Source organism: Enterococcus sp. AZ141, from assembly GCF_051714385.1.
GTDB lineage: Bacteria > Bacillota > Bacilli > Lactobacillales > Enterococcaceae > Enterococcus_D > Enterococcus_D entomosocium.
On the sequence record NZ_JBIORT010000001.1, the window covers coordinates 905308 to 920184 of the forward strand.

The 14877-nt window shown below is 46.4% G+C and carries 11 protein-coding genes; 2 read left to right on the forward strand and 9 right to left on the reverse strand.

From position 1 onward, the window contains the following. Positions 1-95: 95 nt before the first annotated feature. Positions 96-1484 (reverse strand): glycoside hydrolase family 1 protein, encoded by a 1389-nt coding sequence (locus IGI89_RS04210; protein WP_371875328.1) that lies wholly within the window; start codon positions 1482-1484, stop codon positions 96-98. Between the two features lie 159 nt (positions 1485-1643). Between IGI89_RS04210 and celB the strand changes: the two genes are divergently transcribed. Then, positions 1644-2915 (forward strand): PTS cellobiose transporter subunit IIC, encoded by a 1272-nt coding sequence (gene celB, locus IGI89_RS04215; RefSeq protein WP_005226670.1) that lies wholly within the window; start codon positions 1644-1646, stop codon positions 2913-2915. Between the two features lie 108 nt (positions 2916-3023). Further along, positions 3024-3740, forward strand: coding sequence for a GntR family transcriptional regulator (locus IGI89_RS04220; protein WP_005226669.1), 717 nt, complete (start codon positions 3024-3026; stop codon positions 3738-3740). Positions 3741-3813: 73 nt separating this feature from the next. On the opposite strand, the gene IGI89_RS04225 is transcribed toward IGI89_RS04220, so the two are convergent. The 8 genes from IGI89_RS04225 to IGI89_RS04260 all read right to left on the reverse strand — a co-directional run bounded on the left by IGI89_RS04225 (position 3814) and on the right by IGI89_RS04260 (position 14849). Further along, positions 3814-6276: a heavy metal translocating P-type ATPase gene (locus IGI89_RS04225; RefSeq protein WP_016619548.1), complete on the reverse strand. Its 2463-nt coding sequence runs from the start codon at positions 6274-6276 to the stop codon at positions 3814-3816. A gap of 262 nt (positions 6277-6538) precedes the next feature. Further along, a complete protein-coding gene (locus IGI89_RS04230; RefSeq protein WP_438735357.1) occupies positions 6539-7975 on the reverse strand; it encodes a glycoside hydrolase family 1 protein in 1437 nt (478 codons plus the stop codon). A gap of 167 nt (positions 7976-8142) precedes the next feature. Beyond that, positions 8143-9909: an ABC transporter ATP-binding protein gene (locus IGI89_RS04235; RefSeq protein WP_438735358.1), complete on the reverse strand. Its 1767-nt coding sequence runs from the start codon at positions 9907-9909 to the stop codon at positions 8143-8145. Then, the gene (locus tag IGI89_RS04240) at positions 9875-11617 is read right to left on the reverse strand and encodes an ABC transporter ATP-binding protein (protein ID WP_194187819.1); all 1743 of its coding nucleotides are present in this window, start codon (positions 11615-11617) and stop codon (positions 9875-9877) included. The genes IGI89_RS04235 and IGI89_RS04240 overlap by 35 nt, the downstream gene beginning before the upstream one ends. Continuing rightward, the gene (locus IGI89_RS04245; RefSeq protein WP_438735359.1) at positions 11614-12054 is read right to left on the reverse strand and encodes a MarR family winged helix-turn-helix transcriptional regulator; all 441 of its coding nucleotides are present in this window, start codon (positions 12052-12054) and stop codon (positions 11614-11616) included. Before IGI89_RS04245 ends, IGI89_RS04240 begins: the two co-directional genes overlap by 4 nt. Before the next feature lie 166 nt (positions 12055-12220). After that, positions 12221-13972, reverse strand: a complete 1752-nt coding sequence (locus tag IGI89_RS04250; protein WP_005232737.1) for a hypothetical protein — start codon at positions 13970-13972, stop codon at positions 12221-12223. 165 nt (positions 13973-14137) lie between these two features. After that, positions 14138-14506 (reverse strand): flagellar export chaperone FliS, encoded by a 369-nt coding sequence (gene fliS, locus IGI89_RS04255; RefSeq protein ID WP_008376567.1) that lies wholly within the window; start codon positions 14504-14506, stop codon positions 14138-14140. 13 nt (positions 14507-14519) lie between these two features. Then, complete coding sequence (locus tag IGI89_RS04260) at positions 14520-14849, reverse strand: hypothetical protein (protein WP_008376569.1); 330 nt, start codon at positions 14847-14849, stop codon at positions 14520-14522. Positions 14850-14877 lie beyond the last annotated feature (28 nt).

Sequence of the window (14877 nt, forward strand, 5' to 3'; positions counted from 1 at the left end):
ATAGACCCCCCCCTTTGAAATTAGCCAGAAAAAATCCGCGATTTTACACAAAAAAAGCAATGCTGATTCCTACAGCATTGCTTTTTTCATTGTTATTAAAAGCCGTTATTATCTGAAACTTCTTTAAACCAACGACCTGATTTTTTCACCGTTCGTTTAGCATCATTTGCTAAGTCAACGGAGATAAATCCGTAACGGTTCTTGTAAGCATTGGTCCATGACCAGTTGTCCATGCAGGTCCACATATGGTAGCCAACACAATTGGTTCCTTCTTGGATCGCTTGGTGGACGTACTTTAGGTGGTCAGAGACAAACTCGATGCGGTAATCATCTTCGATCACGCCATCAGCATTGACGAAACGTTCTTCTCCTTCGACACCCATGCCATTTTCAGAAATGTAGCACTTGATATTGCCATAGTTTTCTCGCGTGTTTGTCAAAATATCATAGATCCCTTTTTCATAGATTTCCCATCCACGATACGGGTTCATTTTCTTGTTCGGCATATCATAGTTATCAAAGTAATCATCTGGCATTGGACTTTTCGCTTGATCGATCGGTGATTCTTTCTTCATGATACGACGAGGTTGGTAATAATTGATCCCCAACAAGTCGATCGTATTTTCGCGAATCGTTTGTAAATCATCAGCTTCCATCGCTGGTACCATATCTAATTCCTTGACGATGGTCACTAATTCTTCTGGGAACGTGCCTTTGACCGCAGGGTCTAAGAAAGAGCGATTAAAGAAGGCATCTGCGATTTGCGCTGCTTTGACATCCTCTGGATCGTTCTCATCTCTTGGATAGCTTGGCGTCAAATTCAAAATAATGCCGATCTCCCCACCAAGGTTCATCTCATGGTAGACTTTGATGGCTTTAGCACTCGCCAACGTTTCGTGGAACCCAACTTGGACTGCATGTTTCATGTTGATCTCATTCGGATAATGGAATTGGTAAAGATAGCCGCCTTCAACAGGGACGATCGGTTCATTATGAGTGAACCATTTCTTGACACGATCACCAAATAACGTAAAGCAGGTTTGCGCAAACGCGACATAGGCATCCACGGTCTCTCGGTTCAACCAGCCGCCTTTTTCTTGCAGCGCCATTGGCATATCGAAGTGGTATAAATTCATGAAAGGTTCGATCCCGTTGGCGATCAACTCATCAATGTAGGCATTGTAAAAATCAACGGCTTTTTGATTGACTTCTCCTTTGCCTTGCGGGAAAAGACGACTCCATTGGATCGACGTCCGAAACGTCGTATGGCCGGTTTCTTTCATGAGTTGAATATCTTCTTGATAGCGTGTGTAGACTTGCGAGGTTTTTTCAGGACCTACCCCATTGAAAAATTTCTCTGGTTCTTGCTGATACCAGTAATCCCAGATGCTTGCCCCTTTGCCATCGCCTTCAAATACACCTTCTGTTTGTGGGCCACTAGCGGCTGACCCCCACCAAAAGCCTGCTGGAAATTGATAATCCATCTTCATTCACTCCTCATTTTTTCTTTGCTGCCCTAATCATAAAGGAAGCAGTTACAAAAATCAATCTTTTTTAAAATAAATGTATAGACATTTAAAATAAAACATGATACATTATCAATGTAATCGATTGCAAAAAGAAATTTAAGGAGTGAAATAATAATGAATGGTTTTATGGACAAGTTATCTGAAAAGATTTTGCCCTTGGCGAATGCCTTAGGACAAAATCGCTACCTGACCGTCTTGCGGGACGCGTTTATGCTTTCGTTCCCAATCACTATGTTTGGATCGATCGTGGTCGTTTTAAACAACCTGCCCTTCTTCAGTGATGCCACTAAAGGAACATTAGGAACACTGTTTGGCAATGGGCAAAATGCAACAATGAGTATCATGACTGTTTTCGTTACTTTCGGTATTGGCTATTATTTATCAAAATCATATGATGTGGAAGGGATTTTTGGTGGTGCCGTTTCGTTTGCCAGCTTTTTGATCTTGACTCCTTTCTTTATGACTACTGAATCTGGCGAAACGATCTCCGGTGTGCTGTCTCTTGATCGTCTTGGCGCAAAAGGGATGTTTATCGGGATGATCGCAGCATTTTTGGCAGCTGAAATCTATTGCCGCATCACAAAACGCGGCTGGCAGATCAAAATGCCTGATGGGGTACCACCAGCAGTTTCTAAATCTTTTGCCGCTTTGATTCCAGCAATTATCACCTTAACGGTATTCTTAGTGATCAATGCCATCATGACGGGTGTCTTCAATGCCAACTTGCATGACCTGGTTTATGAATTGATCCAAAAACCATTGACTGGACTAGGCAGCAGCTTGCCAGCAACTCTATTGGCTTTGTTCTTTGTTCAATTCCTTTGGTTCTTCGGTCTACATGGTCAAATCATCGTCAACTCTGTGATGGACCCGATTTGGAATACATTGATGTTAGACAACTTAGAAGCGTATCAAAATGGGGATGCACTGCCGCATATCGTCACAAAACCATTTATGGAAACCTTTACTGTTGGATTAGGCGGTTCTGGTATGACGTTAGCCGTTGTTATCTTGATGGCTTTCGTATTGAAGAAAAAACAATACCGCGATGTGGGTCGTTTGGCTTTAGCACCAGGGATCTTTAACGTTAACGAACCAGCCATCTTCGGTATGCCGATCGTCTTGAATGCGACGATCCTGATTCCTTGGGTCGTGGCACCTCTTGTGGTAACGACCTTCAACTACTTAGTGATGGCGGCTGGACTTGTTCCTGCACCAACTGGTGTTTCTGTTCCTTGGACCGTTCCAGTGGTCTTCAGTGGTGTCTTAGCAACCAACTCTTGGTTAGGTGGTTTGCTGCAAGTCATTGACGTGGTGATCGTCGGCTTGATCTGGTATCCATTCTTACGTGTGTTAGATCGTCAAGCAGAACCATCGATCGATTAAGCGCAACGGCTGGCTGAATTTTTTCAGTCAGCCGTTCTTTTTATAAAAAAACCAAGGTTTGATTGTCGAAACCGCTTTTTTCAGCTATACTTCTTGCGAGGTGATCAGATGCCAAAATACCAAGAAATTGCCAATATTTTACGCACACGTATCAAAAACAAAACGTATCCGCCTGACAGCTTACTGCCGAATCAAACTGATTTAGTCGAGGAATTCGGAGTCAGCCGGATGACCGTCAAAAAAGCCATCGGTATTTTAGCCATGGAAGGACTGGTTTATTCTCAGCGGGGCGCTGGAACAAAAATATTGAACCACCCATTCTTAAAAAAAGACACCACTGCTTTAACGGTCTATGAAGGCTTGTCAACGGAAATGGGCAAAGCTGGCCGCAAGCTAGTCAGTCAGGTCATCGATTTTCAAGTCGAATTTCCTGACCAAACGATCCAAGAAAAGTTGATGTTAACGGAAGAACAGCCGATCTATAGTATTGTCCGCTTGCGGATCCTTGAAGACCAACCGTTTATTTTAGAATATACCTATATGCCCGTCCATTTAGTGCCCAATTTAACTCGTGGCCATTTAGAAAGTTCTATCTACCGTTATGTCAAAGAGGAACTAGGGGTCCAGTTTGCTGGCGCCTACCGCACCATCGCCGCTGATAAAAGTACCGCGTACGATCAACAGTATTTGGACTGTAAAGCCGATGATCCGGTCTTAGAGATCGAACAGATCGTCTATCAGAAAAATGGCTCACCCATCGAATTTTCCCGTAGTCGCAACCGTTATGACGTGCGGGCCTACTCTTATTTAGATGTCCAGCACTAAAAAGACCTGCCCACGGTTTCTTATGGAAGAAAACCGTGGGCAGGTCTTTTTGTTGGTGCATTCGTTGCTTCGTTTATTTTTTCGCTGAGGGTTGGAATCGTTTCAGCCGCAAGGCATTTAATAAAACGGATACCGAGCTGAAGCTCATGGCCGCCCCAGCGATCATTGGATTGAGCAAGGGACCACCGAAAAGATGCAGCACACCCATTGCGACAGGGATGCCTAAGACGTTATAAGCAAAAGCCCAGAAAAGATTTTCTTTGATGTTTTTGATGGTTGCCCGACTTAACTCGATCGCTGATGGGACGTCCATCAGATCGCTGCGCATCAGTACGATGTCTGCCGATTCGATGGCGACATCGGTACCAGAGCCGATCGCGATCCCTACATCGGCTTGGGCTAACGCGGGCGCATCATTGATCCCGTCACCTACCATCGCAACCTTTTGGCCTTTGGCTTGCAGGCCAGCTACTTTGGCGGCTTTATCTTCTGGCAAGACGTCACTGATCACTTCATCGATACCGACTTGTTTGGCGATGGCTTGGGCCGTTCGGGCATTGTCGCCCGTGATCATTGCTACGTACAAGCCCATTTGATGCAACCGTTCAATGGCTTTTCGACTGCTTTCTTTGATAGTATCTGCCACAGCGATGATCCCGATCGCTTCGCCATCTTTGGCAACATACATCGGTGTTTTCCCTTCGTGAGCCAATTGTTGGGCTTGCTCGATCAGGCCATCGATGGCAACGTTTTGTTTTTCCAACCATTTCTGGTTGCCTAATAGGACTGGACTGCCAGCGATCGTTCCTTGAATCCCATGCCCTGGGATCGCTTCAAACCCGTCAACTTCTTGTAGGGCGAGAGCTTGCGTGCGGGCTTCGATCACAATGGCTTCGCCTAATGGATGTTCTGAGCCTTTTTCAACAGAAGCCGCCAGCTGCAGCAATTCCGTCGGCGTGTGATTACCTGCAGGCAGGAGATCGGTTACGACTGGTTTGCCTTCTGTGATCGTGCCGGTTTTATCAAAGACGATCGTCGTCACGTTTCTAGCTGTTTCTAACGCATCGCCGCTTTTGATCAAGACGCCATTTTCTGCCCCTTTGCCCGCACCCACCATGATGGCGGTCGGTGTCGCTAATCCTAAGGCACACGGACAGGCAATCACTAATACAGAGATCGTAATGGTCAATGAGAAGATCCAGGTTTCTTGTCCTAAGAAAAACCAGGCAAGTCCTGCAAAAACCGCCAAGACCATGACGATCGGGACAAACACACCCGAAACTTTGTCAGCCATGCGGGCAATCGGCGCTTTGGAGCCTTGGGCATTTTCTACTAACTGAATGATTTGCGCTAACGTTGAATCTTCTCCCACATTGGTGGCTTCATATTGAAAGGAGCCGTTTTTGTTGATGCTGGCGCCGATCACCCGATCACCGACTTGTTTTTCGATAGGTAAGCTTTCTCCGGTGATCATTGATTCATCGATGGCAGAGCGTCCTTGGGTAACGATCCCATCCACAGGAATCTTTTCACCAGGTCGTACGACTAAGATATCGCCGGCTGCGACTTCTTCAATACCCACTTCGACTTCTTCGGCTTGATTCCCGCTGCCGCGAAGCACACGGGCTTTTTTCGGTGCGAGATCCAACAACTTCTTGATGGCTTCGGAGGTTTTGCCCTTTGAGACCGACTCAAGGTATTTTCCTAAGGTCACTAATGCCAAAATAACGGCGGCCGTTTCATAGTACAAGTGCATCGCATAGTGGGTCGTGCCCAGGTAGACCATCACGGTCCCATAAATACTATAAAAGAAGGCAGCACTGGTTCCCAATGCGACGAGGGAATCCATGTTAGGATGGCCTTTCCAAAGCGCTTTGAAACCAGCAATGTAAAAGGCGCGACCGAGGACCATCACCGGTAAGACTAAAATCAATTGAGTGGTAACGAAATTGACTGGATAGGCCATTGGATCTAAAAAGCCAGGGATCGGCAAACCGATCATTTCCCCCATCGTCAAATAGAACAAGGGGATCGTAAAGAGCGCCGAAAGCCAAAACCGTTGCCATAAAGCACGAATCTCTGCCTGTTTTGAATCCGCCTTGTCGGCAGAAGCGGTCGGCAGCTGTGCGTCATAGCCCGCCTCTTTCACGGCAGCTGCGATCTTCGCGGCGGACACTTGGTCTTGTTGATAGCTGACCGTCAGTTTTTCTGTCGCCAGATTGACGGAGGCTTGCTCCACACCCGCTAATTTTTGGACAGCTTTTTCTACTGTTTGGGCACAAGACGCACAGGTCATGCCCGAGATGGCAAAGGTCTCTTGTCTTTGAGAGCCGATCAGTTGATAGCCCGCTGCTTTGATGGCCTCAGCGAGTGTTTCTTCGGTGAGCTGCTGCTCATCATAACGAATATGTAATTTTTCAGTAGCCAAATTGACAGCTGCTTGGTCGACCCCCGCCAGCTTGCTGACTGTTTTTTCGACTGTCTGGGAACAAGACGCACAGGTCATCCCTTTTACCCCATAATTCTTTTCGATCATTGTTTCCTTCCTCCTTGCTTGCTATGCAAACCCATTCACCTTTTATGTTTACAGTTGTAATCTTCTTCTACTTTACAATTATCGTTTACACTTGTCAACGATAATACTCAAAAAAAGGACGTTCTCCTTTGAAGCGGCCCAAAAAGCGAGACTTTTGGTCTACCTTTGGGCGGTCGCTACAGGTGGAACGTACTTTTTTCTAAGAAACGATCACTGCCGTTGCAGGGGTCGTTTCGCTTATTCAGGTATTGGCTTTAGGAGGCTAGCACTCTTGCCCGTTGGTTTTGATCAGCTCTTGGTACCAGTAGAAGCTGTCTTTCTTGTAGCGTGCCAGTGACCCTTCTTGGGTTTCATCTTGGTCGACATAGACAAAGCCATAGCGTTTTTGGTAGCCGTTCAACCAGCTTAGCAAATCAGTGAAGGACCAGGTGCAATAGCCAAGAACTTCCGCGCCGTCGCTGATCGCTTCTTTGATGGCATGGACATGCCCTGCTAAATAATCGATGCGGTATTGGTCATGGATTTGGTGATCGTCTGTTAGTTTATCGTATTCACCAAGTCCGTTTTCCGTAATGATCACAGGCACCCGATAACGGCTAGTGATTCGGCGTAAAGCGATCCGCAGCCCTTGAGGATCGATCTCCCAATCCCAATTCGTCCGTTCCACAAATGGATTTTCAGCTTTTTTGAACATTCCTGGTGTCCCGGTTTCTTCGGAGCTACCTTTTTTCCCAGTGGTGTTCATTTTACCGGCACCGACACCATCTAATGGATTGTAGGCATTCGTTGCTGTTTGGTAATAGTTGACCCCTAAGAAATCTGGTTTTGCTGAACGCAGCAAGTCCATATCTCCTGGTTCGATCGTTGGTGCGATCCCTTGCTCGTTCAAGTAATTCATTGCAGCAATCGGGTATTCGCCCCATAGATAGACGTCTAACCAATAATGCGCCATCAAGTCTTCGGCGTTTTCAGCTGCCAAAATATTTTTCGGGTCGCTGTTGATTGGGTAGTTTGGTGAATAGGCGAAACTTGGTCCGATTTTCCCTGGGATTTTCATCTCATGGAACTTGTTGATCACCGACGCATTTGCCAAATTAGCGATATGATTGACTTCATACATCCGTTTAGGATCGGTCACTCCTGGTGGATGGGCAGCTAAAAGATAGCCTAAAGAAGTAAAGATATTTTGTTCATTCAAGCTGACCCAATAGTGAACTTTGCCGCGAAAGGCTTCAAACAATACCGCCGCATAGTTGGTGAAATCTTCAATGATTTTGCGAGATTCCCAGCCGCCATATTCTTCTTGCAACGTACGTGGCAGATCCCAATGGTACAAGGTCACCATTGGTTCGATCCCTGCTTTAATCAGCTCATCGATCAATGCTAAATAAAAGTCTAATCCTGCTTGATTGACTTCTCCTCGTCCTTCTGGAAAAATCCGTGTCCATGCAATGGAAAAACGATAGGTTTTCAATCCTTGTTCTTTCATCAAGGCAACATCTTCTTTGAAGCGGTGGTAATGGTCGACCGCGACATCTCCGTTCGTTGCTTTAAAGGTTTTGCCTGGAATGCGGACAAAATCGTCCCAAACTGAAGCGCCTTTGCCGTCTTCTTGCCATGCGCCCTCTACTTGATAGGCTGCTGATGCTGAACCCCATAAGAAATCGTTGGGGAATTCTTTTAGTTGTTTATGATCCAATTGTTTCCCTTCTTTCTGTTTGATGATACCCCTTTCTTAAGTATACCGATAATTGCCTGATTTGTCATAAGAAGATTTTGTACCTGTGCCAAGAAAGCCGATGGCACACAAAAAACATCCGTGCAAGCAGTGGGTTACTCCTTGTACGGATGCGGACTAGCTATGGATCATGCGTCAAATTGTGCCTGATAGAGTGCGGCATAACGCCCCTCTTTGGCTACTAACTCTTCGTGGGTCCCTTGCTCTACGATATTGCCCTGTTCCACCACGAGGATCGTGTCGGCATGTCGAATCGTGGACAAGCGATGGGCGATCACAAAGGAGGTTTTGCCTTTCATCAATTTGGTCATCGCAGCTTGGATCAGCAGCTCCGTTTGCGTGTCGACATTTGATGTGGCTTCATCAAGAATCAGCAGATCGGCATCTAACAGCATTGCTCGCGCAATCGTCAATAGTTGTTTTTGCCCTTGTGAAATACCGGTTCCGTCTTCAGAAATCAAAGTATCATAGCCTTTTGGCAGGCTCATAATAAAGTCATGGATATGGGCGGCTTGTGCAGCAGCTTGGACTTCTGCCATCGTCGCATTCGCCTTGCCGTAGGCCAAATTTTCAAAAATCGTTCCCGTGAACAGCCAGGTGTCTTGCAGCACCATTGCATAGCTTTGCCGTAAGCTGCGGCGTGTCGCTTGGCGGATATTTTTTCCGTCTAAATGAATCGCTCCTTGGTCAGGGTCATAAAACCGCATCAAGAGGTTCACAATGGTGGTTTTCCCGGCTCCGGTCGGTCCGACGATCGCGACCAAGCTGCCAGCTGGTACTTGTAGCGAAAGGTCTTTGATGATGGGCTGCTGTGCTTGATAGCCGAAGGTCACATGATCAAAGGCGACCTCACCAGACACCTCGCGGTATTCGTAGGCTCCAGGAACATCAGAAACTTCCGGTTCTTCATCCAGCAAACGGAAGATTCGTTCTGCCGCCGCCAATGCCGATTGCAAATCACTGAAGATGTTGGCTAACTCATTGATTGGTCCTGAGAATTTTCTGGAGTAAAGAACAAAGGAAGAAACATTCCCTAATGTCAGATGACCGAACAAAAACAGCAAGGCGCCAAACATACTGATCAAGGACAACGACAGATTGTTGATAAAGTTGATGGAAGGACCAGTCATACTACCGTAGTACTCGGCATTGTAATAGGCATCCACCGCTTCTTGGTTTTTTTCGTCAAAACGGCTGATGATCGCTTCTTCTTGGTTGTAAAGCTTGATCGTTTGCTGACCAGAAATAATCTCTTCCACAAAGCCGTTCAGCTCACCTAATTTGCGGGAACGACGGCGAAACAATGGTTGAAATTTGCTCATCAAAAAGCGGGTCAAAAAGATCGAAGCGGGAACCGTTACGACAAAAATCAGCACCAGCAGCGGCGAAATCAAAACCATCATCACAAACGAACCAATGATCGTCACAAGACTGCTGAGGACTTGAATGGCATCGCTGGCCAATGACGTATTGATGGTATCGACGTCATAACTGATGCGGCTGATGATATCCCCAGTGGCGACCCGGTCAAAATACCCCACTGGCAGTTCGGTGATTTTATCAAAAATCGCCTTGCGCATCGCTGCCACCACCCGCTGACTCAAGCGGATCATCATCAGAGAAATCAGATAACTAAGAAGGGAAGACGCAAGATAAAACAGCAGCATCAGCCCACAATAAAAGAAGACTCGGTCAAAAATGACCTTGCCGGGACCCGGTTGAATGGCATCAATGGCGTACCCGGAAAGCAACGGTCCCACCAAGGCGAAGATGTTGCTGACCATCATTAAAATAGCGGCTGCCAACAGGAGTCCTTTGTACTCGTAGAGATAGCTCCACAAACGGCGGAGTGTTTTCTTGCTATCCTGCGGTTTTTCCGTTTTTTTCTTCGGCATCATAGGCACCTCCTGTCTGACCTTGATAAATGGCTTGGTAGATCGCATTATCTGCTAGTAATTCTTGGTGACTGCCAAAACCGTTCATTTGACCATTTTCCAGTACCAAAATTTTGTCGGCATGCTGGATCGAACTGATCCGCTGCGCGATCAAGATCGTCGTCGTCTGTTGAAACTGCTGTTTCAGGACCTTGCGCAACTGAGCGTCGGTCCGATAATCCAGCGCACTGGCAGAATCATCCAAAATCAAAATTTCCGGATCCCCCGCCAATGCCCGCGATAACAAGACCCGCTGCTTTTGACCGCCGCTTAAATTGCTGCCTTTGGCATGCAGTGGATGAGCTAAGCGCTTGGGTAGTTGATTGATAAACTCCTTGGCTTGGGCGCGAGCCGCCGCTTCTTCGATCTGCTCTTTGGAAAACCGCCGGCCAAAAGCGATATTTTCTTCGATCGTTTCCGCAAAAAGCACGTCTTTTTGTAAGACGACACCGAATAACTGATGCAGCTCCGTCGGATCGATGGAGCGAATGTCGCGACCAGCGATGCGAATCATGCCCTTCGTTGGGTCATAGAGCCGCAGCAGTAGTTTGACGATCGTTGATTTTCCACTACCAGTCGCACCGATGATCCCTAAGGTTTCTCCCGGCTGCAAGGAAAAATCGATGTCTTTCAGCACCCGAGTGCCATTAGGATAGGTGAAGGAAACTTTTTCAAAAACGATATGCGCCGACTCTTCTTTGACAGGCGCCTCAATGACTTGCATATTTTGCGGCAGGCGCAAGACGGATTGGATCCGATCGGCAGAAGCCAGCCCCTTCGACACGATTACAAAGATGCGAGTGATACTGAGCATGGCATTCAAAATGATCGTAAAATAGGTCAAAAAGGCAATGATGACCCCTGGTTGGGTCAACCCTTGATTGACGCGAAAGGCACTGACGACGATCACCAATGTCAACCCGATATTCAAAAATAGGTCCATCAGAGGTGGTGTCGCAGCCATGGTTCGATTAGCAGTGGTTTCCGCAGCTACTACGTCTTGATTGACGTGGTCAAAGCGCTTTTTCTCGTAATCTGCTTTAGACAAGGCCTTGATCACCCGAGCCCCAGTTACATTTTCTCGGACAGTCCGCACCAACACATCCACTTGCTTTTGCAATGAGGCAAACAAGGGGATCCCCCGTTTTGAGATCGTGACTGCCGCCACTAAAGTGAAGGGCAAGACGCCTACTAAGACCAGTGTCAAAACGGGATCTAATGTAGCAGTGATCATGATTCCCCCTAATAACAGAATCGGGGCACGAATCCCCATCCGCTGGATCATCCCTACCGTTTGATGGATGTTGTAAGTGTCTGTCGTCAAGCGAGACACCAAGGAAGGAATCCCGACTTCTTCGACTTGCGGAATCGACAGATAGGAAACTTTTTCAAATAAATCATGGCGAATACTACCGGTGGTATCGCGAGCAACACTAGAGGCCATCCGATTGGCGATGATATTGGTGACAACTGCGATGATGGAGCAGACCACCATCGCCCCGCCCCAAGCAAAAATCGCTGATACTTGCTTCGTGGGAATCACAGAATCAATGATATACGCCAAAATCCAAGGCAATAGCAAGTCCATCAATGACCCGAAGAATTTGATGCTGACGCCAAGGGAGATGCGCCCGATATAGGGTTTTAAATATTGAGCCAAAAGATTCATTCCATCGCCTTAGCTTTCGCTAAAAGCCGTTGGGAATTTTCTTTGACGATTTCCAGATCGGCGATCAACTGCTGCTGTTGGGCAGCAGAAAAACCTGCTACGACTTGTTCATTCCAGCTTTGAAGCAGCTGTTGGATCTTTGGTTGGACGACAAGTGCTTTTTCGGTTGGATAAACCAGTAATTGTCGTTTGTCGGTGGGACTGCTGGCTCTAGTGACAAATCCTCGTTCTTCTAAGATCGCTAGTTGACGGGCAACATTGCTTTTATTAACAAAAATCTTCTTGGCTAAGGCTTCTTGACTGATCCCCGGTTGACGGCAAATGTTTAAGATATAGGTATGATGCATCCCACCTAAACCAAATTTTTTCAGTTCTTTTTCCCGATAAAGGGTGGCGAGACGGGCAATATGATTGATTGAGCGGATAATGGCTTCCATGAGCACTCCTGCCTTTCTTGGTTCTTCAAAGTGTCTTATCTATTATAAGGAATAATTGTTGCGCACGCAACGATTATTGTTTCTCTCGGAAAAAAATAGGTACACTGTTGCTGATCAACAAAAAAAGAACTTCAGCCCTCTCGCTGAAGTTCTTTTCTGATTCATTTTATTCAGATTCTTTCAATAAAGCTTGTACGACCTTACGACGACGATACAGCTGTCTTGTTTTCCAGCTGATAAAGCCGATGAGTAAAGCGAGCCAAGAAATGATCGTCAGCCATAAAGCTCCGTCGAAAAACCAAGGTGCGTCATAGTCAACGACTAAGACATTCTCCCCTGCTTGCTGTTGGACAGAAACGGCACCAATGGCACTCAAAGAGACATCTTTCTCAGTTAGTGGCTGCTGATTGAGGGTCAATTCAGTATAGCGGTAATTGATGATCGGTAACGCCTTCCACGCCTCTTGATCACCTTGCCAACGTAAAGTAAGTTTCCCGTTTTCTACGGTTTTTGCCACGGTATCATTTTTTTCAATGATTTCTTCCCCGTACAAATTGTACTTGTTCTTCTTGGTCTCTTGATAGAGGGGCAGATAATCTGGGGTGGAACGTTGATACAGCGCTAATGCTAAGGACTTGTCTTTACTAAAATAGGCTTCCTTCAATTGCGCTTCAGATTCCGCCGAGAGATAGGTGTGGTTTCGCAGTGAAACTGCCGCTTCATCGGAGTGCCAGTCCTGCATTTTGACCGTGTTTTGGATCAGGATTTGACCAACACTCAACACTAAAACGAGGACGAACCAACGCGGATTTGCCAATGGCTTGCCCCGATAATAAGGAACCAGCAGGCACAAACCGACTAAGATCAAAATCGTGGCCGGAACAAAGAACCGAAAAGGGAATTGTAGTAAATTGATCACACCATTGTCCAGACTGCCTAGCCATTGCCAAGGAATAGCGTTCGATGATAAAACGAAAAAGACCGCTGCAGCTGCTGTCATTAATTTGAAGCCGCCGGATAGACGAGGCCATACACGAATCGCACCGCAAAAGAACAAGGCACATAAGATTGGCAGCAAGTACGGCGTCGTCCACCAATAGCTGCTGGTTCCTGTAATGGTATTGTTCTGCATGTTGCGATTCACAAAAGGCGCGATCAACGTGTTACTCGTATAGAGATCCAACATCCCTAACCAAATATTGGCGGTTAACAGTAAGAAGATCCCGATCGCTCCTGCTAAGCGCAGCACCAATTGTCGTTTTTCTTCGCCGGAAGTTCCAACAAAAAAGGCGCGTAAGAAAAAGGGCACATATAAGAGCACTAACAAGATGCTTGAAAACACATGGATTTGAAATAAGACCGCCACGGAAACCCCTACCGCAAAAGGCCGCAACCGTTTATGTTCCCCTAGTGCGATCAGTGGAATCAGACACAGCGGTAACACGGCTGCTCCCCAAGCAGAAAAGCCCTGCCGCTCAATCCAATACTGGACAGAATAGGTCGCCATAAACAGGATGCTCATCCCCACTGACAGCCAGCCATTGACTCGTAGTTTCTTTAATAAGCCAAACATCGAAAACCCTGCTAGCAGATAGAGCAGCCCATTGGCGAGCAGTTGGTAGGAAAACCACGAAGGACTCAGCAAGACCAGCAGACCTTGGAAATAGGCAAAAAAGGGACCGTATAATGCATTGACGATACGAGCAGATTGCTGAAACCCGTAGATAGAAAGAAAATATTGAAAATTGCCCTCTTTGATCTGCTGGCTGGTCTCATAAAAACGATTGAAGTGAAAGACCACATCAGAGCCCAAAATCATGCCTTGGCCTAAGATCTGCGGTAATAAAAAAACACCACTCATTGCAATCAGAATCACCACTTGCCAGAAAAGCGGCTTTTGTACTATTTTTTGTTTCAAAAAAAAACCTCCTTGCACCTTTTCGGTACGCTCATAAAAAGAGTACCAGATAGGGACGAGGAGGGGAAAAAGAAAGCTTAGTGAAAAGGGATACATGGTAAAAATTTAACCAATTACTAAACTTTTCTAGGTTTTAGGTGGTCGTTTCTTTGCTTTTTCTCAAATTTATTGGGTGATCGTTTGCCAGCTTTCCAGTAGTTCGCTTAAAAGCGGGACGACCGTTTCTGCAGGGGCTGCCTCTTTTTGGACATTGGCACTGACTAGCTGATCGTACATATAGCCATACAGCTGATCGAGATCTTCAGCAATAGCGCCGCCTTGCTCACGGTCTAAAGAGACCCGTAATTCCAATAAAATATTCTGCGCCTTGACAAATTGCTGATGGGCTTGGCTCAACTCTTCTTTTTCCAATGCGATCACTGCTAATTTGATGTTTTTGATGGCTGCTTGCAACAGCATTTCAATCAGTTTGTTGGGGGAGGCACTCATTACTTGGTTCTGCAGGTAGTTGTTTTGCATTTTTTGATAATTCATCTTTTTTTCCTCACTATAAATCAAATTCGACGAAGGCGGCACTGTCTTCTTGCTGCAAATACGTTTTGACAAGATTGTTTTTGCGGTTCAAACGCCCCAATTCTTGTTTGATCTCTTGCTGCTGGGCTTTGACCTGGTCTAGGAACGCTTGATACGCTTGGATCACTTGTTGCGCCAATGCACTGGTTTGTGGACTATGGCTCTGTTCTTCTGCTTGCATGGCTGCTATGACCGCTGCATTGGCTGCCATCAAACGACCGGCTTCTTCGCTGTCGCCGCGCCATTTTGCAAACCCAGTTAAAATCTGATTCAAACGTTCATCTAATGATACGTGTGGCTCCATAGGTTGTTTCCTTTCTTGTTGACGAGGG

What these genes read in the sequence shown, in the direction of transcription:
- IGI89_RS04260 (WP_008376569.1), bottom strand. Translation starts at nt 14,849, where the DNA reads ATGGAGCCACACGTATCATTAGATGAACGTTTGAATCAGATTTTAACT.
- IGI89_RS04240 (WP_194187819.1), bottom strand. Translation starts at nt 11,617, where the DNA reads ATGAATCTTTTGGCTCAATATTTAAAACCCTATATCGGGCGCATCTCC.
- celB (WP_005226670.1), top strand. Translation starts at nt 1,644, where the DNA reads ATGAATGGTTTTATGGACAAGTTATCTGAAAAGATTTTGCCCTTGGCG.
- IGI89_RS04225 (WP_016619548.1), bottom strand. Translation starts at nt 6,276, where the DNA reads ATGATCGAAAAGAATTATGGGGTAAAAGGGATGACCTGTGCGTCTTGT.
- IGI89_RS04210 (WP_371875328.1), bottom strand. Translation starts at nt 1,484, where the DNA reads ATGGATTATCAATTTCCAGCAGGCTTTTGGTGGGGGTCAGCCGCTAGT.
- IGI89_RS04235 (WP_438735358.1), bottom strand. Translation starts at nt 9,909, where the DNA reads ATGCCGAAGAAAAAAACGGAAAAACCGCAGGATAGCAAGAAAACACTC.
- IGI89_RS04220 (WP_005226669.1), top strand. Translation starts at nt 3,024, where the DNA reads ATGCCAAAATACCAAGAAATTGCCAATATTTTACGCACACGTATCAAA.
- IGI89_RS04245 (WP_438735359.1), bottom strand. Translation starts at nt 12,054, where the DNA reads ATGGAAGCCATTATCCGCTCAATCAATCATATTGCCCGTCTCGCCACC.
- fliS (WP_008376567.1), bottom strand. Translation starts at nt 14,506, where the DNA reads ATGAATTATCAAAAAATGCAAAACAACTACCTGCAGAACCAAGTAATG.